Source organism: Anabaena sp. UHCC 0451 (assembly GCF_034931405.1).
GTDB lineage: Bacteria > Cyanobacteriota > Cyanobacteriia > Cyanobacteriales > Nostocaceae > RDYJ01.
Genome location: NZ_JAYGHA010000010.1, coordinates 105,178 through 127,724, shown reverse-complemented (window position 1 = coordinate 127,724; position 22,547 = coordinate 105,178). Strand labels below are relative to the sequence as shown.

At 36.4% G+C, this 22,547-nt stretch carries 21 protein-coding genes; 11 read left to right on the top strand and 10 right to left on the bottom strand.

What is annotated here, in order from left to right; genetic code table 11:
- Positions 1-315: 315 nt before the first annotated feature.
- The 3 genes from purM to VB694_RS09205 form a co-directional block, all read right to left on the bottom strand.
- Positions 316-1,362 (bottom strand): phosphoribosylformylglycinamidine cyclo-ligase, encoded by a 1,047-nt coding sequence (gene purM / locus VB694_RS09215; RefSeq protein WP_323360011.1) that lies wholly within the window; start codon positions 1,360-1,362, stop codon positions 316-318.
- A 185-nt stretch (positions 1,363-1,547) separates the two neighbouring features.
- The gene (locus tag VB694_RS09210) at positions 1,548-3,014 is read right to left on the bottom strand and encodes an adenylate/guanylate cyclase domain-containing protein (protein WP_323360010.1); all 1,467 of its coding nucleotides are present in this window, start codon (positions 3,012-3,014) and stop codon (positions 1,548-1,550) included.
- Complete coding sequence (locus VB694_RS09205) at positions 3,011-4,039, bottom strand: molybdopterin-dependent oxidoreductase (RefSeq protein ID WP_323360009.1); 1,029 nt, start codon at positions 4,037-4,039, stop codon at positions 3,011-3,013. Before VB694_RS09205 ends, VB694_RS09210 begins: the two co-directional genes overlap by 4 nt.
- 138 nt (positions 4,040-4,177) lie before the next feature.
- Between VB694_RS09205 and pruA the strand changes: the two genes are divergently transcribed.
- On the top strand, positions 4,178-7,159 hold the full coding sequence (gene pruA / locus VB694_RS09200; RefSeq protein ID WP_323360008.1) for an L-glutamate gamma-semialdehyde dehydrogenase: 2,982 nt from the start codon (positions 4,178-4,180) through the stop codon (positions 7,157-7,159).
- Between the two features lie 58 nt (positions 7,160-7,217).
- Here the strand turns inward: pruA and VB694_RS09195 are convergent, their stop codons facing one another.
- From VB694_RS09195 to VB694_RS09185, 3 genes are read right to left on the bottom strand one after another with little or no spacing between them, the layout of a single operon-like run.
- Positions 7,218-8,147: a PIN domain-containing protein gene (locus VB694_RS09195; RefSeq protein WP_323360007.1), complete on the bottom strand. Its 930-nt coding sequence runs from the start codon at positions 8,145-8,147 to the stop codon at positions 7,218-7,220.
- Positions 8,147-8,419 (bottom strand): hypothetical protein, encoded by a 273-nt coding sequence (locus VB694_RS09190; RefSeq protein ID WP_323360006.1) that lies wholly within the window; start codon positions 8,417-8,419, stop codon positions 8,147-8,149. The genes VB694_RS09195 and VB694_RS09190 overlap by 1 nt, the downstream gene beginning before the upstream one ends.
- Positions 8,412-8,990 (bottom strand): hypothetical protein, encoded by a 579-nt coding sequence (locus VB694_RS09185; RefSeq protein WP_323360005.1) that lies wholly within the window; start codon positions 8,988-8,990, stop codon positions 8,412-8,414. Before VB694_RS09185 ends, VB694_RS09190 begins: the two co-directional genes overlap by 8 nt.
- 117 nt (positions 8,991-9,107) lie before the next feature.
- Between VB694_RS09185 and VB694_RS09180 the strand changes: the two genes are divergently transcribed.
- From VB694_RS09180 to VB694_RS09170, 3 genes are all read left to right on the top strand, one after another.
- Complete coding sequence (locus VB694_RS09180; RefSeq protein ID WP_323360004.1) at positions 9,108-9,608, top strand: hypothetical protein; 501 nt, start codon at positions 9,108-9,110, stop codon at positions 9,606-9,608.
- 138 nt (positions 9,609-9,746) lie between these two features.
- Positions 9,747-9,980, top strand: coding sequence for a hypothetical protein (locus tag VB694_RS09175; RefSeq protein ID WP_323360003.1), 234 nt, complete (start codon positions 9,747-9,749; stop codon positions 9,978-9,980).
- Complete coding sequence (locus VB694_RS09170; protein ID WP_323360002.1) at positions 9,970-10,413, top strand: type II toxin-antitoxin system VapC family toxin; 444 nt, start codon at positions 9,970-9,972, stop codon at positions 10,411-10,413. The genes VB694_RS09175 and VB694_RS09170 overlap by 11 nt, the downstream gene beginning before the upstream one ends.
- A 397-nt stretch (positions 10,414-10,810) precedes the next feature.
- Here the strand turns inward: VB694_RS09170 and VB694_RS09165 are convergent, their stop codons facing one another.
- The gene (locus tag VB694_RS09165; protein WP_323360001.1) at positions 10,811-11,449 is read right to left on the bottom strand and encodes a histidine phosphatase family protein; all 639 of its coding nucleotides are present in this window, start codon (positions 11,447-11,449) and stop codon (positions 10,811-10,813) included.
- 318 nt (positions 11,450-11,767) lie between these two features.
- Between VB694_RS09165 and VB694_RS09160 the strand changes: the two genes are divergently transcribed.
- Positions 11,768-11,977, top strand: coding sequence for a hypothetical protein (locus VB694_RS09160; protein WP_323360000.1), 210 nt, complete (start codon positions 11,768-11,770; stop codon positions 11,975-11,977).
- Positions 11,967-12,482, top strand: coding sequence for a hypothetical protein (locus VB694_RS09155; RefSeq protein WP_323359999.1), 516 nt, complete (start codon positions 11,967-11,969; stop codon positions 12,480-12,482). The genes VB694_RS09160 and VB694_RS09155 overlap by 11 nt, the downstream gene beginning before the upstream one ends.
- 33 nt (positions 12,483-12,515) lie before the next feature.
- Here VB694_RS09155 and VB694_RS09150 read toward each other — a convergent pair whose 3' ends face one another.
- Entirely contained in the window at positions 12,516-12,953 is a 438-nt protein-coding gene (locus VB694_RS09150; protein ID WP_323359998.1) for a DUF29 domain-containing protein, read from the bottom strand.
- A gap of 604 nt (positions 12,954-13,557) precedes the next feature.
- On the opposite strand from VB694_RS09150, the gene VB694_RS09145 reads away from it, so the two are divergent.
- Positions 13,558-14,490, top strand: coding sequence for a cobalamin-binding protein (locus VB694_RS09145; RefSeq protein ID WP_323359997.1), 933 nt, complete (start codon positions 13,558-13,560; stop codon positions 14,488-14,490).
- A gap of 189 nt (positions 14,491-14,679) precedes the next feature.
- Here the strand turns inward: VB694_RS09145 and VB694_RS09140 are convergent, their stop codons facing one another.
- Both VB694_RS09140 and VB694_RS09135 read right to left on the bottom strand, forming a co-directional pair.
- Positions 14,680-16,956, bottom strand: a complete 2,277-nt coding sequence (locus VB694_RS09140) for a bifunctional (p)ppGpp synthetase/guanosine-3',5'-bis(diphosphate) 3'-pyrophosphohydrolase (RefSeq protein WP_323359996.1) — start codon at positions 16,954-16,956, stop codon at positions 14,680-14,682.
- 477 nt (positions 16,957-17,433) lie between these two features.
- The gene (locus VB694_RS09135; RefSeq protein ID WP_323360048.1) at positions 17,434-17,595 is read right to left on the bottom strand and encodes a hypothetical protein; all 162 of its coding nucleotides are present in this window, start codon (positions 17,593-17,595) and stop codon (positions 17,434-17,436) included.
- Positions 17,596-17,976: 381 nt separating this feature from the next.
- Here VB694_RS09135 and patD point away from each other — a divergent pair, with 381 nt between their 5' ends.
- The 4 genes from patD (at position 17,977) to VB694_RS09115 (ending at position 22,314) form a co-directional block, all read left to right on the top strand.
- Positions 17,977-18,330: a heterocyst frequency control protein PatD gene (gene patD / locus VB694_RS09130; protein ID WP_323359995.1), complete on the top strand. Its 354-nt coding sequence runs from the start codon at positions 17,977-17,979 to the stop codon at positions 18,328-18,330.
- Positions 18,331-18,424: 94 nt separating this feature from the next.
- Entirely contained in the window at positions 18,425-19,672 is a 1,248-nt protein-coding gene (locus tag VB694_RS09125; protein WP_323359994.1) for a hypothetical protein, read from the top strand.
- A 196-nt stretch (positions 19,673-19,868) separates the two neighbouring features.
- Positions 19,869-21,515 (top strand): ABC transporter ATP-binding protein, encoded by a 1,647-nt coding sequence (locus tag VB694_RS09120; RefSeq protein ID WP_323359993.1) that lies wholly within the window; start codon positions 19,869-19,871, stop codon positions 21,513-21,515.
- Between the two features lie 76 nt (positions 21,516-21,591).
- Complete coding sequence (locus tag VB694_RS09115; protein WP_323359992.1) at positions 21,592-22,314, top strand: class I SAM-dependent methyltransferase; 723 nt, start codon at positions 21,592-21,594, stop codon at positions 22,312-22,314.
- Positions 22,315-22,547: the final 233 nt, after the last annotated feature.

The window sequence follows — 22,547 nt, the reverse complement described above, 5'->3', positions numbered from 1 at the left end:
AACAATATGCGATTCTGGATAAACCAACACGCCACACTTAAAAATGAGAAATTACTAGCAAATAACACTAGTGTTGGCCGCTACGCTTTCGGCTACAGTAATTATTTTTTTACATTTGTTAAAACTACGTTAGCAAATCTCAATGCTCATGGTCATGAGTATTTTTGATTACTTCTATAAAGAAAGTCTAAATTTTTGCCTAAATTTTTATAAATACTGATACTATTATAGCTTCAAACTTGGAAAAAAGTTTGGCTTGAGCCGAATTATTGCTATTGCCAAGCCAAAAACAATCCTTAACTTTGGATAGAATGTTTACTCTTGACTGGTTTTCTCAGTAAAAAGACCTAATAATTCACCAGAACCAGTCACAACTTCACCAATTTTATAAGCTGGAATATCCTGTGATTGAAAATGGGTAATTGCTTGTTCTGCTTGATGGGCTGGTAATATTAGCACAAATCCAATTCCCATATTAAAAGTATTATACATAGCCTCCACACCAACAGTTCCTGCTTCAGCCAACCATTGAAACACAGGAGGAATATTCCAACTACCAGGATTAATTTTAATCCCTTGACCTGTTCCCAAACATCGGGGTAAATTTTCTGGTAAACCCCCACCTGTAATGTGCGCCATACCGTGAATTTCTAAACCTGCTTTCAGCGCCGCTAAAACAGATTTAACATAAATGCGGGTAGGTGTGAGAAAAGCTGTACCAATACTTTCCCCATTTAATAATGCTGGGGTGTCATCCCAAGCAAAACCAGCATCACTAACAATTTTTCTCACCAAACTGAAACCATTACTGTGAACACCAGCACTAGCTAAACCGATGGCCACATCTCCCACTTGCACTTGAGAACCATCTAACATTCGGCTTTTTTCGACTATTCCCACACAAAAACCAGCTAAGTCATATTCACCCACTTGGTAAAAACCGGGCATTTCTGCGGTTTCTCCCCCTAGTAAAGCCGAACCTGCTAGTTTACATCCAGTAGCTATTCCTGCTACTACTTGAGTTAACTGCTCTTTATCTAGTTTACCTGTAGCTACATAATCTAGAAAAAACAGCGGTTCTGCACCTGATGTCAGCACATCGTTAACACACATCCCCACTAAATCAATACCTACGGTGTCATGGCGGTTAAGAATTTGCGCGATTTTTAGCTTTGTACCCACACCATCTGTACCAGATACCAAAACGGGTTCTTGATAACCTGTGGGTAGTTGAAAACAGCCCCCAAACCCCCCTAAACCTCCAATCACTTCTGGTCTAAAGGTACTATGAACCAAATTGCGAATTTGGTCTACAAAAGCTCTACCTGCTTCAACGTCAACACCTGCATCCCGATAATCCATGACTATTTACACCGTTATCATTCTGATTTTAACCCAGTCTCCTATGATTACATAAAACAGGGAATAGGGGACTGGGGACTGGGGACTGGGGACTGGGGACTGGGGACTGGGTAAGAATAAAAACTATTCATAAAATCTAAAGTTATTTTATTTTTATTTTTATTTTTATTTTTAATAAATATAAATTACCCATGACTAACTTGTAATTCATAAATAGCTATTGGTGCATCTTTGCCTTTAACTTTAACTGATTCATCTACAAGTTTCAAAGCAAATGATTCAGGATGAGATAAGCTTTTCACAACTGATTCTGTAACTAAAATACCACATTCATATTGTTTTGTTAGTCCTTCAATGCGGGAAGCAACATTGACTGCATCACCAATAACTGTAGAATCCATCCGGTTTGTAAAGCCAACCGTTCCCATAACTACTGTACCACGATGAATGCCAATACCAACAGAAATAATTGGTAGTCCTTTGCGAGAGCGATCATAATTAAATAGTTCTAAAACCTCTTGCATTAAAATTGCTGCTTTGAGGGCTGAGTCTGTAGCTTCATCATCAAAAAGCGCCATAATAGCATCACCTATATATTTATCAATAAAGCCACCAGATTCATCTATGGCTTTTCCCATACAAGCTAAATAGTCGTTTAAAAATAAAAAAATTTCCATCGGTGTCATCGCTTCTGACATAGAAGTATAACCGCGAATGTCGCAAAATAAAATAGTCATTTTTCGTGTGGAAGCTATACCCACATCAATATTTTCTATTCCTTCAGGAGCAATGACAGAAACGAATTTATCTGGTACAAATTTCTCAAATGATTCTAAGGTTTTTTGTAATCTACTAAATGATACCTGCAATGCTGTTGACATTTCATCTACTGAAATTGCTAATGCACCAATTTCATCTGCACGATTATAAATATTGGCGCTATGCTGCAAATCTCCATTGGCAATTTTAGCAACACTGATTTGTAACCGCCTGATGGGATCACTCAATTGATGTGCTAAAATATAAGCACAAATCCAACCAACGTTAAGTCCTACAAATCCCACTATTAAAGCTTGATTGACTGCATTAGTGACTGCATTATTTACTTTTTTTAAAGATATGCCTATTCGTAATTTTCCCAGTTTTTTGCCAGAAATTCTCCGAATATCGGCAGCTACTTCCATTACTTGTTCACCACGCTTTCCTCGCAATTTGTTAGCAAAATAAATATCACGCAGAATAAATGTCTCAATAATATGAGGGGATTTATCAGTTTTGAGGGCAGTTTCTGTAATATTTAAAGGTACGACATCAGGGATATAATTGTTTTGAAGTTCACTAGGGGAAGCGGCAACAATTTGATGATCTTGAGATGAATCTGATATTAAAACATATACTATTTCTTCGTTTTCTCGCATCAATAAGTTGAGATTAATACGAATTTGACTCCAATTTTCTTCGGAAAATTCATTAGAATAAGTATAACTTAAAACGTTAGATATTATTTTCGCGTCGTTGAGTTTTTCTTCTCGGTAGAGAGTGCTTTCACTTTTTGCCCAGACTGCAACTGTAGCACTTATTAAGGCGACAATTAAAAGAGTGGTAGAAGTCAATATTTGGGTGCGAATGGAACGGAAGACAAAAAATTTCATGGCTGTACACTGAATTCTTCTACAAATGTCACCCATTTAAATCGCTGTGTTTGTGCTTGACAGTCGTTGCTAAAAGCTAGTGTTAGTGGACCACCCATCCTGGTTAAAATTGGTTGTTTGTTTTTTCCCCATCTAGTAGCTATGAGAACATCACATTTCTGTATTATCTCAGTTGGTAAATTGAGTTCTTCTAAGTTTTTATGGTAAACCTGTGGTTTACCACGGACAAAGACAGTTTCTTTGGGATTTAACTTGATACCAGCTAGAGAAAGCACATCCCGCACCCTCACACCATGTAGTTCTACTGTGCCACTAGGCCAATTTACCCGATAACCAACATTTTGTGTTAGGGTAACTTGGGGTAATTTGTCTAAGTCAGCTAAGTTAAGTTCACGCTTACCTATGCGAAGTTTGGCTTTTTCTTGACCAAATATGAGATGTGTTACATAAAATGCCCACATTCCATCATCATAGTTTTTGCTGATTTCTGGATACTGGCTATAGGGAAAGATTAAATAAATCGGTCCGCCTTCGTTGCGTGGAATTGGTTGATCATCCTTGGCAAGTGCTAATATGATTGGGTATTTTAGTAAGTCTTCTATCTTGATAGTCACTTGATAAGCGTCATAACAAACAAAAGTGATTTCCGTAAAATCTGTTTTTTCACCCAATTTTTCTATCAGTGCTTTTATAGGGATGCCAGTAAATTTAAATACTTGATTAGGGTTAGCAATGTTATTAGCATCAACAGTATTAACATTGACTGTAGCTAAGTCCTGCAACTCGGACCAGTTCAAGGTTTCTGTTTTCCCTGTTGCTGTCTGACCTTGTATGATTAAATTCCATTCTCTCTGCTGGTTATTTTTGGCTTTTTCTGCCACAATTTCAGCATTGCGATCGCTTGCTTCTTTCCGCCATACTTCCAATTGTGCATTTGTCGGCTTTTTTGTACAACCTCCCAAGCAGACCATAGCTATCCCCAAAGATACTAAAGCCAAGTTTTTCCAGACATTCAATAGAAACACATTCAAAACTACTAGGAAAGTTTACAAAATGGCATTAACTAAGTTAGAAATAACACCGTAATCCATTTTTACACTATCATTCAACATTACGCCAAAAAAATGTCGTTTGGAAACTGACAACTAACTACTAACAAATTTATGGTATTACAAGTAGAAAACAGCATATACGAAGCGAAAACCCAAGAAATTGCTAAACAGGTTCTCGCTGCTACTCAAGAAAATCGCTCTTTTTTAGCTTCTTTGCGTGACCAGATGCGCTGGGATGATAAACTACTCGCTTGGGCTATGAGTAATCCTGGTCTAAGAGTACAGTTATTTCGGTTTATTGATACTTTACCCGCTTTACATAGTAAATCAGAAATTGCGTCCCATTTACAAGAATATTTAGGAGATGAGTCGGTAGAATTACCCGCAGCTTTAAAGGGTATGCTCAATTTTGCTAATCCTGATTCTATGCCGGGACAGGTGGCAGCAACAACTGTGGAAACTGCTGTGCAAACTTTAGCACATAAATATATTTCTGGGGAAAATATCCAACAAGTCATTAAAACTGTTGAAAAGCTCAGAAAAGAAAAGATGGCTTTCACTATTGACTTACTCGGTGAAGCGGTAATTACGGAAACAGAAGCCCAGTCTTATTTAGAAAGATACATGGAATTGATGCAGCAATTAGTGGAAGCATCAAAAAAATGGTCGCATATTCCCGCTATTGATGAAGCTGATGGGGAAATGATCCCTAAAGTGCAGGTTTCTGTGAAGTTAACTGCGTTTTATTCTCAGTTTGATCCTTTAAATGCGGATGGTAGTGAAGAACGGGTGAGCGATCGCATTAGAATTTTATTACGTCGTGCGAAAGAATTGGGTGCAGCAGTCCATTTTGATATGGAACAGTATGCCTATAAAGATATCACTTTCAAGATTCTCAAAAAGCTTTTACTGGAAGAAGAATTTCGTCAACGTACAGATATCGGGATCACCATCCAAGCATATCTGCGTGATAGTGAAGAAGATGCAAAAGATATCATTACTTGGTTAAAACAGCGCGGTTATCCTTTAACTATCCGTTTGGTTAAAGGTGCATATTGGGATCAGGAAACTATTAAAGCAGAACAAAAACACTGGAAACAACCAGTTTTTAATGATAAAGTGGCCACAGATGCCAATTTTGAAGCGATAACTCAGCTTTTGTTGGAAAATCACGAGTATGTTTATTCTGCCATAGGTAGTCATAATGTGCGATCGCAATCTCGTGCGATCGCAATAGCAGAAAGTCTCAAAGTTCCCAGTCGTCGCTTTGAAATGCAAGTGCTTTATGGGATGGGTGATAAAATTGCAAAAGCTTTGGTAGATAAGGGTTATCGGGTTCGGGTTTATTGTCCCTATGGTGACTTGTTACCGGGAATGGCTTATTTAATTCGTCGTTTATTGGAAAATACAGCGAATAGTTCGTTTTTACGGCAAAATTTGGAAAATAAGCCTGTGGATGAGTTGTTAGCTGCTCCTATTTTATTATCTCACGCAGAGGCGCAGAGGCGCAGAGAGGAAAAAGAGGGTTTTGTTGGTGTTGCGGATACGGATTTTGCTGAGGAAGAGAAAAGAATGGTTTCTCAAACAGCTTTCCAAAATGTGCGTCAACTGTTGGGTAAGACTTATTTACCTTTGATTAATGGGGAATATGTAAATACTACAACTTTTGTTGATTCTCTTAATCCTTCTAATTTTAGTCAGGTGGTTGGTAAGGTGGGCTTACTTAGCATTGAACAAGCTGAGGAAGCAATGAAAGCTGCTAAAGCTGCTTTTCCTGGTTGGAAGAAGACTCCGGTTAAGCAACGTGCTGATATTTTGCGGAAAGCTGCTGAGTTGATGGAAGAAAGACGTGCTGAACTTTCAGCTTGGATAGTTTTGGAGGTGGGAAAACCTGTTAAGGAAGCTGATGGGGAGGTTTCGGAAGCTATAGATTTTTGTCTCTATTACGCTGATGAGATGGAACGTCTTGATCAGGGTGTAATTTATGACGTTGCTGGTGAAAGTAATCGTTATATTTACCAGCCTAAAGGAATTGCTGTTGTGATTTCTCCCTGGAATTTTCCTTTGGCTATTGCTTGCGGTATGACTGTTGCTGCTTTGGTTTCGGGGAATTGTACTTTACTCAAACCTGCGGAAACTTCTTCTGTTATTACTTCTAAGTTAACGGAAATTTTGATAGAAGCAGGAATACCAAAAGGTGTTTTTCAATACGTTCCTGGTAAGGGTTCTCAAGTTGGTGCTTATTTGGTGAATCATCCTGATACTCATGTGATTGCTTTTACTGGTTCTCAGGAAGTAGGATGTAGAATTTACGCAGAAGCAGCAATTTTAAAACCCGGTCAAAAGCATCTGAAAAAGGTAATTGCGGAGATGGGTGGTAAAAACGCGATTATTGTTGATGAAAGTGCTGATTTAGACCAGGCTGTTGTGGGGGTTGTGCAGTCTGCTTTTGGTTATAGTGGTCAAAAGTGTTCTGCTTGTTCACGGGTAATTGTGCTTGAACCAATTTATGATGCTTTTGTGGAAAGGTTGGTTGAAGCAACAAAATCTTTGAATATTGGGGAAACAGAATTACCCAGTACCCAAGTAGGTCCGGTAATTGATGCTAATTCGCGCGATCGCATTTTAGAATATATTGAGATTGGTAAAAAAGAAGCTAATTTAGCTTTGGAATTATCTGCACCCAGTCAAGGTTATTTTATCGGTCCTGTGATTTTTTCTGAAGTTCCTGCAAATGGGGTAATAGCACAGCAGGAAATATTTGGTCCTGTTTTATCGGTAATTCGTGCTAAGGATTTTACGGAAGCTTTAGAATTTGCCAACTCCACAAATTACGCTTTAACTGGAGGTCTTTATTCTCGTACACCCTCCCACATTGCACAAGCACAAGCAGATTTTGAAGTTGGCAATTTATACATTAACCGGAATATAACCGGGGCAATTGTGGCACGTCAACCGTTTGGTGGGTTTAAACTTTCTGGTGTTGGTTCAAAAGCAGGTGGACCAGATTATTTATTGCAATTCCTAGAACCAAGGACAATTACAGAAAACATTCAACGTCAGGGTTTTGCACCAATTGAAGGTAATGAGTAATTAATTTGTAGGGGGTCATAAAGATCCCCGACTTCTTTAAGAGGTTGGGGATATAAAATTAAGATGATGTGAGTTTAATTATAAATTGATCAAAATATCTGCTGATCTCATTAACCAAAATATTATTCAAATCAGAAAAATCAATATCTTGATTAGCTAGTTGAGTAGTAAGTTTAATAGTTAATTCTTTCGTATGTTGTAAAGCAACAATTAAAGATTGACGTGATATAGCAAGAGAGTTACATTCTGTAAAACAATTATTGATATAATTATCATCTAAAGTTACATTTCCCGCTAAAATTGCATATATTATATAGCGTATAATAGTAGCAATATCTCGCTTGATCACAGAAATTTTACTTTCAGATTCTAGCTCATTTTGTATTTCAATTGATTGAGTAGAAATAGAATCTAGGATATATTTTAATGAATGATTAATTGGAGTAATGATTTCTGTACGTTTACTGTAAAATTGAAAATTAATTTTGTAAAATTCAAGAGAGTTGCAAAAACCATAACTCAAATGACTAGGAAAGTAAATGAACAAAAATGAGGTAGGTTTAACTACAGAAAAAAATTCTTTATAAGAATCCCCTAAATTTTGAAGAGAAGTTGGAAGAGAAGGTTTAATATATTCAACTTTTCTAGTAAGAATGTAGTCTAATTTAAAAACCTTTGCACAAGCTAATTGTATAGATTGTTCAAAATCTTTAAGGTGATATGAATGAGCTATTTCTAAAAATCTATCATCAATAATGCAAACTTCCATTACAGATCGAATTTCAGATATAGCCTCCCAAGCAATCTCAAATCCTCCTTTATCTCTACCAACATCAAATATTTTATTGAGGGTTGTAAGTGTTACATAACCCTCTATTTGTTTAGCCTCAATTAATTCCCAAATTTTTGATGAATCTTCTACAAATGGTTCTCGTTCGAGCAGAATATCTAGAAGAATATCATCATCTAATAAAACCTTTCTGATCATTAGTGTTGCTCTAAATCCCAACTTCCATGTTTAGCAACTTCGGTATTATTAGAATTATATTGTTTATCTTTTTGTTCCCCAGACTTGAATAGTCCGCGCACTCGTTTTAAGTGTGGTAAATTTTCTGATCTTTCTTCTGTTACCTCTATAACTTCGGGAAGTAAATGTGCAACACCAAATAACTTTCCTGCATAAGATGTTTTCAGAAAAGCCTGTCTTTGAGCATGAGTCATTATCTGTTTTGACCCTGCCATTATTTCCTCACTACTCATATAGCTTGGGTTCTCCCCATCTTGTTTCATGTCGCTGACAAAATTCTGCTGCTGCGGCTCGTGAAAATCTGAAGCCATATAAATCTTCTCCAGGTGTGCTACATGATAAACCAAGATACTCCATTTGTACCTTATCTCTATAGTATGGCACAGCTTTATCCAAAGCATCTAGTATAATTAGCGGTGCTTCTAGTTTTGGTTCACAAAACTCGAAAGCAACATTGATAGCATACCAAATCAACCATTTACCAATAGGTTCAATTAATCTCTTAGCCGCATCTCCTTGACTGGTAGGATGTGCTTCTAAATTATTTATTTCCAGAAATGTAGGGGGACTTGGATCAGGATAAGTATATGGATAAAGACTATATTTTACCAATCCCCAAATTTGATCATTATAAACAAGTTTCACTATATTTTGACAGTAAGAGGCTGTTTCATTGCAAATATTTAACCAGTTACAAGACCAATTTGTGGGCATATCATCAATAGTTGCTGGAGAAAGAAAAGCAACTTCCTCAGTGTTGGATTCAATTAAAACTTTTACCTGATAACTTCCAATAGTAGTCAATTTGCTTTATACCTTTCTGAGACTTAGTTTATAATCTCAAAATTATACCTTTATATTTTAGCCTTTCACTAAACAATCAAGATTTATAATAAATTAAGCAGTTAATGGATATTAATTATGAGTCCTAAAACATCTCTTGCTAATTCAATACCAAATTTAAATCAAATTACTCAACCAATTATCGGCGAAACTTGCCATCAAATCGGATTTAGTTATGGTGATGAATTAATATTAGACTTTGGTGAAATGACACCTTATAATCATCCTAAATTAGCAGATTTACGCCAAGGAAGCTGGCAACTTAGCACTAGAGCAACACCTTGGTATTTAATGATGAATAATATGTTTTTATTTATTCCAGCACCACAATTCACTACAGATCATGCTCAAGTCATGTTAAAAGATTTAGAAAACAAACAACTAACTAATTTTGTCATTGATCCTAATAATTTTCAACTAACCTTATCCTTTGCAGATAGTTACGAACTGGTTTTAAAACCAGATTTAGAAGATGATTCTGGTCTTGCATATTGGGAATTAATGATGCCAAATGAGCAGATTTTAATAGTCGGACCCGGACAGTTTTGGGAATGTAAATCAATTCATGAAAGTGATTAATTTTGATGCTATGAATATTGTCAAAGTGGTTTATTTTTTGTGTATGTAAATAACGTGATTACATTATTATAATAATAAATTGACTTTTTGTACCAAAAAAGCTACAATTATACTTAATACTGTTCAGAGTAAAAGATCATGCAAACAATAGAAACAGTTGTAAATGTTACCTCAGAACGACAAATTACAGTGCAATTACCTCCTGATATTCCCACAGGTGAATATGACATAGTTATAGTTATTAATGAAAGTGTTAAATCAGAAAAATTAGCAGGGGAAAAGAAAATAAAAACATTAAAATTCTCAGCTTATCCTGTGGGTTTAGTTGCTGATAATTTCACATTTCGTAGAGAAGATTTATATGATAGATAAAGCGATTTTTATAGATACAAATATTTTGATTTATGCTAATTTAGCTTTATCACCATTTCACACACAAGCAATACAAAGATTACAAGATTTTGCTAATCAAGATATAGAAATGTGGATTAGTCGGCAAACTTTGCGAGAATATTTATCAGGTATGACAAGACGTAGTGATTTAACTGGAACAATTCCTATTACTTCTTTAGTAGCTGATATAGAGTATTTTAGCAGTTATTTTCATGTTGCTGAAAATAATGCTTTGGTAACTGAAAGATTATTAAAATTAATGACAGAAATTAATATTGGCGGCAAGCAGGTACATGATGCTAATATAGTTGCCACTATGTTAGTTTATGGTATTCCTCGGTTGCTTACACACAATACAGGCGATTTTGCCAGATTTTCTGAATTAATTACTATCTTACCTTTAGAAAATTAAGAGGAACTTTGAATGATAGCGATGACTTTACATATCAGTAGGGGTAATTCATGAATTACACCATTTTGAAATAACGAACCGCAGAGGCGCAGAGGACACAGAGAAAATACACAGAAAAAATAAGGTTTAAGAGATATTTTTTTGTGAGTCTTTAGTATCTATATCCTCTAAATCCTTAAATCCTGGAAATCCTGATTCAGACAAAATCCCCATCATAAGATATAAGGAAATAATCCTATCTCTTCAATAATAATTCCTTCTTTTCAACTTACTCCTGATGAAATTTTCTAAAATACTATTCTATTTCTAAAATTACCACTCATATATGACCATAAATTGTGATTATGTTGGGTTTTCTCAACCCAACCTACAATATTTATTATCTATGAACCAGCTATTATGTTCCTGGACGAGAGCGAATATGATCTGGTATATGATAGCGATCGCCTAATATTTCTAACAAGGGACCATTAACATCAAATTTAACCTTACTTACCGAAGCGACCAAAATATTTACTCGATAACGGTAACATCCCAAATCAATTCCTAATAAACTGCAAAGCATAATCCGAATCGTGGCTTTATGAGAAACTACTAAAACATTACCGTCGGGATATTTGTCTATAATTTCACTAATCACAGGCATAGAACGGTTAGCAATTTGTACCGCAGTTTCTCCACCAATGGGTGCATTCCAAGCAGGTTCTGACAACCATTTTATATAGTTTTCTGAGTAATTATCCTGAACAAAGGATTTACTCTTAGTTTCCCATTCACCGTAACTACCTTCTCTTAATCCTTCCCTTACTTGCATCTCCATACCAGTAGCATCACAAAATGGTTTGGCAGTTCCAAGGGTACGTTTCATCGGACTAACATAAACCGCTTCCCACTTCAGTTTTTTATAAACATCGGCAAAACTCTCTGCCATCTGCATTCCTTCTTTTGTCAATTCTGCATTAGTTTCACCGCAGAAATTACCACTTTGACTAAAAGTAGTTTCACCATGTCGCAGTAAATATAAATTGAGTGCCATAGTTTGTCTTGCGATGGGGATAAAAGAGTTTGTGCAAAAATAAAATACCATCAATCTCGCAATCAAGTATGTGACACCAGGACAAAGGAAGCGGCCAAAAAAGTCAATTCCCTCACAAATTCAAAACTAGCGGTATTTAACCAAAATGAACCACGTCCGCGTAGCGTTCCGTAGGGATAGACGCGAAAAGAACAGAGTTACAAAGATATTTTTTCTTAGTGTTCAACATCCTGAAAATCCTTAAATCCTGAAAATCCTGATTCAGACAAGTTGTGATATTTTTATGTTAAAATGTAAAATCAGGGGTTCTCTATATTTATGGGTAAAAAAGATGATATTAAACAAGTTGATGCAATTGCGAGAGAATTTCGTATGTCACCGGAATTAAGAGATGATTTTGGTACATTTCTGGAGGAAGAAAAAAGAAAGGGTTATGGAGGAACTGGAAATAATAGAGGTGATTTTACGTATCAGGAACTTAGACAAAAAGCTAAAGAATTTTTAGAGGATATTAATTATGACTCCTAAAACATCTCTTGCTAATTCAATACTAAATCTCAATCAAATTATTCAACCAATTATTGGCGAAACTTGCCATCAAATTACATTTAGTTATGGGGATGAATTACGGTTACATTTTGGGAAAATGACTGCATATGATCATCCTAAATTATCACATTTACGCAAAGGAAGCTGGCAACTTAACACTAGGGCTACACCTTGGTATTTAATGCTAGAAAATAATCTTTTCTGTCATTCATCTATGTTCGTAAATAATCAAAATGCTGTGGAATTTGCTAAAATACAGTTACAGTGTTTGGAAAATAAAAAACTAACTAATTTTGCGCTTGGTGGTAATCATGATTTTAAACTTACTTTATCATTTGAGGGTGGTTACGAACTAATTTTAGAACCAGATTTAGAAGATGATTCTGGTCTGGCATATTGGGAATTATTAATGCCAAATGAGCAAATTTTAATAGTCGGACCCGGACAGTTTTGGGAATGTAAATCAATTCATGAACCTTATTAATCTGAATATCCTGATTCTGATAACCACCAATAATTATAATTTCCAAAAGTCGCAATCTAAAATGGAATCTATATCGTTAGGATATGGCCAGACATCAGGAAATGTAACTTGTGAGTAATTTTTACGAACCCCTTTAAGTGCAAGTCTCCAAGCACTACTAAAAGCTTCTTCCCAAATAGTTTTGAGACTGGGAGAATCTTCCAGTTCTAGTTCTATTTGTCGTCTTTGTTCATCAATAGTAATTTCCCAACTACGATAATCATTAGGTGAGTTGAGAAACAATCTTTTTAGTAAATGTTCTAGTAAAATCAAAAGTCGGCTTTTGAGTTCTTTCTTTTCAGATCGTCCCAAACTTTCAATTTCCTCTATTAAATTTTCTAAATCAAGTTGATCAAAATCATGAGTTTTTAGTTTATCAACAGTATCTAATGTCCAAAGCAAAAAGTCACGCTGATAGAGTGAAGATGTCATAATATTCCTAATATATATTTATATTTTAGCTTAATTTGATATCAATTTTAATATAAAATAATATATTCCCGACTTCTTCAAAAAGCCGGAGAACTAAACCTAATTATCTCTTAGGACACTCAGGTAAACTTTTATCAGTATAATTACAATCAAAGTAAATTAATGCTTCTCTGCTAGACTCAAAGTTTCTAGTTATCACAGGTCTGTCTTTCTGCGGATCTTCATCTTTATCCCAAATCTTCACTTCTTAAGTAGTCAGCTAGTGCAGTATTGGGAGCAGATATGAGGGCAATTACGGATAAGATAGGCAATATGGCCAATTTTAATATTTTAACTGTCTTCATGGACACACCTGTTATGTATTACATTTTCATAATAATGTCATTTCTTACCAGTGTCTAGATATAAACTAGTAAAATTTACACATACTTTATAAAACTGTGCGCTTTGTCATTTAGACGCAAAATAAAAATGCTAACATCCTCAAGATAGATACCCTGCCAGTTAAAATATGCAAAAATAAGAATAGAAGACAGATGTTAAAAAAAATGACCCCATTTTCTATTCTTAACTACTGAACTCCTATCCCCAGGAGGTATAACTTATGATAGATAAAGATATAAGAATTGTTTCTTTACTTCCTAGTGCTACCGAAATAGTTGCTACACTGGGTTTACAAGATGCCATTGTTGGGCGATCGCACGAATGTGACTATCCCCCAGAAATAGCCAATGTTCCAGTTTGTACCCAAGCACGGTTAAATGGTAATGCTTCTAGCAATACCATTCATGATGAAGTTAGCAAAATTTTGCAATCTGCTTTGAGTATCTACAAAATCAAAGTTGATGTTTTAGAGAAATTGCAACCTACCCATATTCTCACTCAAGATCAATGTGATGTCTGTGCAGTGAGTTTACCAGAAGTAGAGAAAGCTGTCATTCAACTTACCCACACTTCGCCCCAGATTATCTCTTTACAGCCTAACACACTGCGGGATGTGTGGGGTGATATTGAACGAGTTGGCCAAACCTTTGGGGTAGACTCAGTAAAAATCATTGAGAATTTAGAAGCACGAGTTAAAATTTGTAACCGTAAAATTCAAGGCTTGTCTGTCACAGAAATGCCCACAGTGGCTTGTATCGAGTGGACTGATCCTTTGATCACAGCTGCCAATTGGATACCTGAATTAATTAATTTAGCAGGGGGACAGACCTTGTTTAGTGTTAGTGGGAAACCTTCTGCTCACATCAACTGGGAAACCTTGGTTGCTACTAACCCCGATGTCATAATTTTTATGCCCTGCGGCTTTAATTTACAACGGACTCAGCAAGAAACGAAACTATTAACTCAGCGTTCAGAGTGGGAAAAACTACACGCTGTCAAAGCTGGGAGAGTTTTCATCACTGATGGTAACGCCTATTTTAACCGACCCGGACCGCGTTTAGTTGACTCTGTGGAAATTTTAGCAGAAATCTTGCACCCGGAAATATTTGAATATGGTTATCAAGGTACTGGGTGGCAAACTTTACACAACTAAACAAAAATAGACTTTCAACTCTGTCAGCGGCTAGAGGTGCATTAAAAGAATGAAGAATGTAGAATGTAGAATTACGTTTTGCAACGGGGATTTTACCCCGACGCAAAAACCGCTGCTTGTAGAAGCAGGGGGACTTTCACCCCCCAAGGTAAGTTAAAGTGTTTAGTTTTTTAACGCACCCCAAAACCATTACGCCTGTAATTCTTCAAGTTGACCAACTCGGCGAATGTTAAGAATGTCACTCATTTTTTTAATCTGCACAAATAAGTGTTCTAATTGAGAGCGATCGCGAATATCAATACCCAAGTCAATGAGCGCAGGTTGTCCAAAAGCCGTTTTTACATTAGCATGACGGACATTTATAGCTTGGTCACTCAACCGCGATAAAATATCTTTTAAGATTCCCACTCTATCAAGTGTTTCAATTTGAATCTCGATGGGGTAAGTATGAGGACGACCATGATGTTCTATTCCCGTATTCCATCGGACGGGTACTAGACGTTCACACTCCACGTTATCCACATTATGACATCCTTGGCGATGAATTGATATACCCCTTCCCCGCGTCACCACACCAATAATAGCCTCACCAGGAATCGGCGTACAACACCCAGCTACATGATAAACCAACCCTTCCACACCAAGAATAGGTGAATCACTAGCACGAGAAGTAGTTGATGATATTTCCCGTGCGGTTTTTGATGTTGACTCCTTGGGTATAAATGGGATTACATCAGCCACAGGTTGCTGTGCTTTCACCACTTCACGCCAGCGATTTAACACCAAGTTTAAGGTAATTTCCCCATAACCTAAACCTGCCAGTAAATCTTCCACACTGTGATAATTGCACTTTTCCGCCACAGTCTGCATTGCATTTGATTTCAGCAAGTTATCAAAACCGGTTTTACCAAGTTCCTTCTCTAATAAATCTCGTCCCCTGGTTACATTTTCTTCCCGGCGCGATCGCTTGTACCATTGTTTAATCCGATATTTCGCCGCCGAAGTCCGGGCAAAATTCAACCAATCCAAACTAGGATGGCTATTTTTTTGCGTAATAATATCCACAATATCACCATTGTGTAACCGCGTTGATAATGGAACTATCCGCCCATTTACCCGCGCCCCCGCACAATGATTTCCTACCTCTGTATGAATTCGATAAGCAAAATCTATACTCGTAGATCCGGGACTTAACGGTACGACATCCCCCTTAGGGGTGAAGACATAAACATCATCTTCAAATAGATTGTCTTTAACACTATCTAAATATTCCTGCGCGTCTTTTAAATCACTCTGCCAATCCAATAATTGCCGTAACCAAGTAAACTTCTCATCTGAGCCTGTAGGTTGACTAAAAGTAGAACCGCCGGTTTCTTTATACTTCCAATGTGCAGCAATCCCGTACTCAGCAATATGATGCATTTCCATTGTCCGAATTTGCACTTCCAAAGGGCGACCAGTCAAACCAATTACCCCAGTATGCAAGGACTGGTAACGGTTGGGTTTGGGCAAACCGATGTAATCTTTAAATCTGCCGGGAATGGGACGAAAAGCATCATGAACCACCGCCAAAGCCCGATAACATTCCTCATTAGTCTGCACAATTATTCGCAGTGCAGCCAAATCATAAATTTCATGAAATTCCTTTTGCTGACGCTGCATTTTTTGATAAATGCTATAAAGATGTTTGGGGCGGCCGCTCACATCCAAACACTGAATACCTGCCTGTCGCATTCGTTCCCGCAACACTTCCGTAGCTTTAGCCAACTTTTCTTCCCGCGCTGTCCGTTTTTCCGAAACGTGCTGCTGCATTTCCCGGTAAGCATCAGGTTCCAAATATTTAAACGCCAAATCCTCCAATTCCCATTTAATCCGCCAAATACCCAAGCGATTAGCCAAAGGTGCAAAAATATCTCGTGTTTCCTGGGCGCTACGGCGACGGCTGGCTTCTGACATATACTGCAAGGTTCGCATATTATGCAAACGATCCGCCAATTTCACCACAATTACCCGAATATCCTGCGCCATTGCCAAAAACATTCGCCGGAAATTTTCCGCTTGGCTTTCGGTTTTACTGGTGAAATTAATTTTAGACAGCTTGGTGACACCTTCCACCAATTGCCTGACTTCTGCTCCAAAATGCTCTTCTATTTCTTCACTTGTAACTTCTGTATCTTCAACTACATCATGAAGAAATCCAGCTGCTATCATAGCAGGACTACCTCCCAAATCTCGCAGCAAGCCAGCTACAGCTACTGGATGGGCAATGTAAGCCTCTCCAGATTTGCGATACTGTCCTTGATGCAGTTGGTAGGCAAATTTAAAGGCATTACAAATCAAAGTCACATCATTATGCGTTCGGTCATCTTCCGCCGTGTTGCCCTTGACTGATGTTTCTCGTAAACATTTCTTGAGCCATTCCGGAAGACTGACATCAACTGAGGAATCAAGAAGTAAGCTGCTCATACAAGAGAGATGATAAGTTTTTGGTGGATAAGTGAGATATAGACGAAAATGACAGCATCATCAAAATTAGAAGATGCTGCCCTACAGATGAGTAGGAAAAATAATTTGAATATGAGTTTTTAATTACCTGTGATCATCATCCATTGCTGGGATAGAGGCACATAAGGGCTGAAAAACCATTACTGGTAAACAAAGCCACAAAACATCCTCTGAGGCTTGCGCCTTGATTGATGTGTCACAATTATATATTATCGCTGATAATGGCATAACTTAAACATAACCATATATTTTACATACTGATACAAAAAATCTTTTAAACCTCTTCCCTTGGGTATCTTTGCGTCCTTTGCGGTTTGTTGATCATCATTAAACATAAAACCTTCAGGATTATAGATCACCAACTTCTTTGAGAAGTCTGTGATCTGGGTATTAAGTTTTTTAAAGATAAAAACGATGATACTGTTAGGTTAGCTCAGTTCAACCTGGAAAAAAGTGTACACTATTACCTGTTGTCAATAACTCTACCTTTGTCCCTACAGGTATGGCATTACTAGCCATGAGTCGAGCATGAGTCTCTTTTCCAGAAGGGGTTTTTAAACAGTATTGATATTCTCTTCCTAAAAAGCGTCTGGTAGTAATTGTTCTAAATTTCCCTGCTGCATAACTATAATTGTCTTGGGTTCACACCATAATTATTTTTTTGTGTTGACAAACTATACTAATTAAGTTCCAATGAAAAATATTATAATGTTTTCAAACAAAATTTCCTTATGGATGTTGTCCGCTACAACCCTGACATCCCAAGCTTTTTATGCACAAGTAGCAAATGCTTGTGAGTAAACTCAAGATTCTTGAGAACAAACCGTTCTATCAAGTCGCAAATAATTTACAGCAGTTTGCGTAGTTAGGAGGTACAACATCTAAATTCAAACCTATAGACAAAGCCAGTTTTACTCCTGACTCCTGACTCCTGAATTCTGCTGTATATTAGATATTTTAACTATCTTCACTAAAATTTAGATGTCTCTAAATCTTGAAAAATATCAGGAATTCGCCACATTACTAGAGCAATTATGCTCTAATGTCACTAATATTCAACTAAATGCACCTACCCTGCGACAGCGTTTAACTGAGTTGCAGCAATGGTTTGTACAGCACATTGTATCTTTGACTGATTTAGACTCGCGGCAGCAGTCATATCAAACGGAGATGAGTAAGCAACTGCGTTTATTAGAAATAGATGTGATGTTTCTTCAAGGTGCAAGACAGTCAGCAACAGCACAGGCGAGAATAAAAATGATTGAAGAACGTTTTAAAACTTTAATTAGATATTGTCAGGCTATTTTGCAACCAGATGAGAATGGAGAAAAATAAATGAAAAATAAATACTGCTGCTTTTTTTAGCATATTTTATGGTAGGTTGGTTGCAACTACAGGGCAACTTAACCTACGTAAGCAGAGAATTTATATGTTTACTAGAATACGAAATCTCTTAATTCGATTTTTTAATAACTCCAAAACAATCAACAACGAACCACTAAATAAAGTGAGTTTGATTGTGATTATTTTAGTGGATATTTTTATTTTAATCAACGTTTTTACAGGTTTAGAGGATATTAGTAGATGGCATCTTAGCCCCTATCAAGCTTATCCATGTTATTCAGAATGGGATAATTATAATCAAAAAACCAATCAACAAACTGCTAAAGATAAAGATTATGAAATCATCAGAAATTCAATAGCATACAATAATAATCAACCCAAGTTTAGAGAAACATATCAACAGAAAGAAGTCGGACATTTGGGTAAAGTTTCGGAAATATGTCTGAGCTATGGCGAATCTAAAGATACCCTAAATAATGGACAAAATCAGAAAAATATCACAGCTATCAATCAGACACAAGATAAAATTAATAAGCTAGAACAAGCAAATACAAATATTCGTAATCAATATGATTCCACACTCTTAGAAAAAATTGCCGGACAATCTCCGGGAAATTCCATCAATCAAATTAGGGCTGAAAAAGCTAAACAAGAGTTAGATAAAAATAACCAGCAAATTTCCCAACTAAAACAGGAAATTACTAATCTCAAAAATCAGCTTCTCAATAAACCAGAAAGTATTAATTTTCTAGCTTTTCTTCAAGATAAAAGTAAATTTGCCACACTTGAAAAAGGCTATAAAAGTGCATCATTCTGGTATCCTAGTATTCAGTTTACTTTTCAATCAATTTTTCTCCTACCTCTAATTCTAATTGCTTTATTCGTCCATAGAGTAAGTCAAAGTAGAGGATATGGACTCATAGCGTTAATTAGCTGGCATTTGCTGGTAATATTTTTGATTCCGCTGATTCTCAAGATATTACAATTTCTGCAAATTGGTGTAATATTTCAATTCTTATTTGATATTGTTAGCACCCTATTTGGTGGGTTGCTGTTCTTAATTAGTTATGTTTATATCTTGTTAATTCCTCTGCTGGGTTTTGGAATTATCAAGTTTTTTCAAACCGTTGTTTTTAATACCAAAGTTCAAGCTGCAAAAAGGGTTCAAAAATCACAATGTATCAACTGCGCGAAAAACATTAAATCCCATGATGCCCATTGCCCACATTGCGGTTATTATCAATATGTAGAATGCCACAATTGCCATAATTTAACTTACAAAAAGTTGCCTTATTGTTATCATTGTGGAACTGAGCAAAATTCTACAGACTAAAAAATTACATCAAAGATTTTTGTAAGCGTTTAATATCAAGCCGATTTTCAAGTTTCAATTTTTAAACCCCTACAAAATATTTTAACTACAATCAAAAGCATAATTATGAACATCTAACACCTACTTTTGCTAATCTGCTAGACTATCCTAAATTTACGTTTTATATAAACAGGCAGCGCACAGCCGATAATTAACTATGAGTGAAACCTTATTTAGTATTGAAAATCTCCGTGTAGCTTATCCCCAACGTAGCGGTGAAGAGGAAAACTGGGCAGTTGATGATGTATCTTTTACACTGCAACCAGGTGAAAAAATGGGTTTGGTTGGTGAGTCTGGTTGTGGTAAATCTACGATTGGACGGGCAATCATGCGTTTGTTACCTGCCTCTAGTCGCGTTGAAGGCAAAGTGAATTTTCTGGGAGAGTCGGTATTAGATTTAACACCTCTGCAAATGCGAAAGTTTCGCGGTGAAGCTGTAGCTTTGGTTTTTCAAGACCCAATGACGCGATTAGACCCATTGATGACGATTGGTAATCATTGTTTAGAAACCCTAGCAGCGCATTCACCAGAATTATCAAAACAACAAGCGAAGGAAAAAGCTTTAGCGACTTTAGAAAAGGTAAAAATTCCTGCAAGTCGTTGGAGTCAGTACCCCCATGAGTTTAGCGGAGGGATGCGTCAACGGGTAGCTATTGCGCTGGCTTTACTCCTCCATCCTAAATTAATTGTCGCTGATGAACCTACAACCAGTTTAGATGTTACCGTTTCTGCCCAAATTTTACAAGAATTAACGCGATTGTGTGCAGAGGAAAATATGGGATTATTATTGATTTCCCATGATTTAGCAATGGTAGCGGAATATTGCGATCGCATTGGCGTAATGTATCAAGGTAAAATGGTGGAAATGGGGAAAACGGAAACTGTATTTGCTCATCCCCAGCATGAATATACCCAATCTTTATTAAAAGCAGCTTTACATATTCAACAGGAAGAGGGAACAGGGAACAGGGAACAGGGAACAGTAAGTAAAGAGAATCCAATTTTAAAAGTTACAGAACTCAAGCAACATTATAGCATAGAACCGAATTTTATTGAACGTTTATTTAAAGGTAAAAATCAAACAATTAAAGCCGTAGATGGCATTAATTTAGAATTATATCCAGGGGAAATATTAGGATTAGTGGGAGAGTCTGGTTGTGGCAAAAGTACACTTTCTAGAACCATTTTACAATTAATTCGTCCTACATCTGGGAAAGTTGAATTTTTAGGACAAGAATTAACTAATTTATCCCGTCAAGAAATCCGTTCTTCCCGCAGACAAATACAAATGGTATTTCAAGATCCTCACGCTTGTTTAAATCCAGCTATGACTGTGGGACAAAGTATAGCTGATCCTTTATTAATTCACAATTTAGCTAATGCTGAAAAAGCAAAAGAACAGGTTTTGTGGATGTTAGAAAAAGTAGGTTTAACACCAGCAGAACTTTATTATCAGCGTTATCCCTCAGATTTATCAGGGGGACAACAACAACGGGTAGCCATAGCACGAGCTTTCATTACTCGTCCTAAATTAGTAATATGTGATGAACCTGTGAGTATGTTAGATGCAAGTGTACAAACACAAGTTTTAGATTTAATGTTGCAATTAAAAGAGGAATTTGAATTAACATATTTATTCATTACCCATGATTTATGGTTAGCGAGATTTTTGTGCGATCGCATCGCCGTCATGAATGGTGGTAAAATCGTCGAACTAGGAAATACAAAAGAAATATTTGCTAACCCCCAGCACCCCTACACACAAACCCTTCTAGCTGCTGCACCTTTATTAGCAAGAGTATAAAGTCATTACCAATTACCAATTACCAATTACCAATTACCCATTACCCATTACCCATTACCCATTACCAAACTAAGTAATGTCTAAAAACCAGCCATCAAATCCTTACAAAAACAATATTTATCCCGCCGACAAATGGCAAGAAAGAATAGCACAAATAGCATATCGCTTCAATAAAGAATATCAAAAAGAAGCCTTTGAAGTTCCAAACGAAGTCCAAGAAATGTCAATATATCAAGAATGGAAAAATGGCATCTTAGCTTATAAAATTGCTTCTCCATTCTGGGAAATTGCCCAACCTCAAAAAAATCAACACTGTTTAGACATTGGTTGCGGTGTCAGTTTTTTAATCTATCCTTGGCGAGATTGGCAAGCATTTTTTTATGGGCAAGAAATTAGTAATATAGCTAGAGATACCCTAAATTCACGTGGTTCACAATTAAACTCAAAACTCTTTAAAGGTGTGGAATTAGGAACAGCACATCATTTAAACTACCCTTCAGAACAATTTGATTTAGTCATAGCTACAGGATTTAGTTGTTATTTTCCTCTAGAATATTGGAATCTTGTATTACTAGAAGTCAAACGGGTATTAAAACCCGGAGCGCATTTTGTATTTGATATTCTTAATTCAGAACAACCTTTAGCAGAAGATTGGGCAGTTTTAGAAACCTATTTAGGTGCAGAAGTATTTTTAGAATCTGTATCTGAATGGGAAAAAATAATTAAAGCTGCAGGTGCTAAAATAGTCAAAAAGCAATCAGGAGAATTATTTGATTTATACAAAGTTCGGTTTTTATGAAATATTCAATTGTGCCATCTGTCCTTTAATAAACTGCGGATGGTACAACCTAGTTGGAATGACATTTATAGTGCAAGCTAGTGATGGCTGAATTGATATATTTATGGTTAGTAGTGATAAAATACTGCTAGTGACAAAACAATGAATTAGTAATTTAATTTTCATGAATGTAAATCAATACTAATTAATCATCTAAGTTGCTATAGGACTCATATTTAAATTTTGAAAAAATC